Source organism: Kitasatospora phosalacinea (assembly GCF_030268885.1).
GTDB lineage: Bacteria > Actinomycetota > Actinomycetes > Streptomycetales > Streptomycetaceae > Kitasatospora > Kitasatospora phosalacinea_C.
Map to the genome: position 1 here is coordinate 1 of NZ_BSSA01000150.1, position 255 is coordinate 255.

Annotated in this window: 1 rRNA gene; it reads right to left on the minus strand. The window is 60.0% G+C overall.

What is annotated here, in order from left to right:
- Positions 1-100, minus strand: a 5S ribosomal RNA gene (gene rrf, locus QSK52_RS39330); the annotation flags it as partial.
- Positions 101-255: the final 155 nt, after the last annotated feature.

Genomic DNA, 255 nt, shown 5'->3' on the forward strand with positions numbered 1-255 from the left:
TCTCCCACAGGGTCCCCCCTGCAGTACCATCGGCGCTGTGAGGCTTAGCTTCCGGGTTCGGAATGTAACCGGGCGTTTCCCTCACGCTATGACCACCGAAACACTATGAAACTGTCCGCCACCCGCCGGGGCGGGGGGTCGTTGTTTCAGAACAACACAGTGGACGCGAGCAACTGAGGACAAGCCCTCGGCCTATTAGTACCGGTCAACTCCACCCCTCACAGGGCTTCCATATCCGGCCTATCAACCCAGTCG